General features: G+C 36.5%; 1 pseudogene. It reads left to right on the forward strand.

The features are described from left to right. A pseudogene (locus D0T85_RS22205) lies at positions 1–92 on the forward strand (DUF5020 family protein); the annotation flags it as partial. Positions 93–315: the final 223 nt, after the last annotated feature.

A 315-nucleotide genomic window follows, 5' to 3' on the forward strand; every position in this document is an offset into this window, starting at 1 on the left:
CTAAACTAACTACTACAGTAGAAATGTTTAAACCCGACAAATGGGGAAGCACATTCTTTTTTGTAGATATGGATTATACCGGAAAAGGAGTAGACCAGGGGTTGTTCCGAAAAGATATAAACTTTGAAATAATTCATTTCCTTTTGCGCGAACAAATGGATTTACTTGCAGTGGTGAATCTGGGCTATATGAACATTTCAATGATTTTGTATCTTTTACCAAAAATGCATCCTGTACATGAAAAGCAATCTTGAGAATAAAGTTACCCTCGAGGATATTGCAAATGCGGTAGGCTATTCCAGTTCGCACCTGAAT

It is taken from the genome of Bacteroides sp. 519 (assembly GCF_010500955.1).
GTDB lineage: Bacteria > Bacteroidota > Bacteroidia > Bacteroidales > Bacteroidaceae > Bacteroides.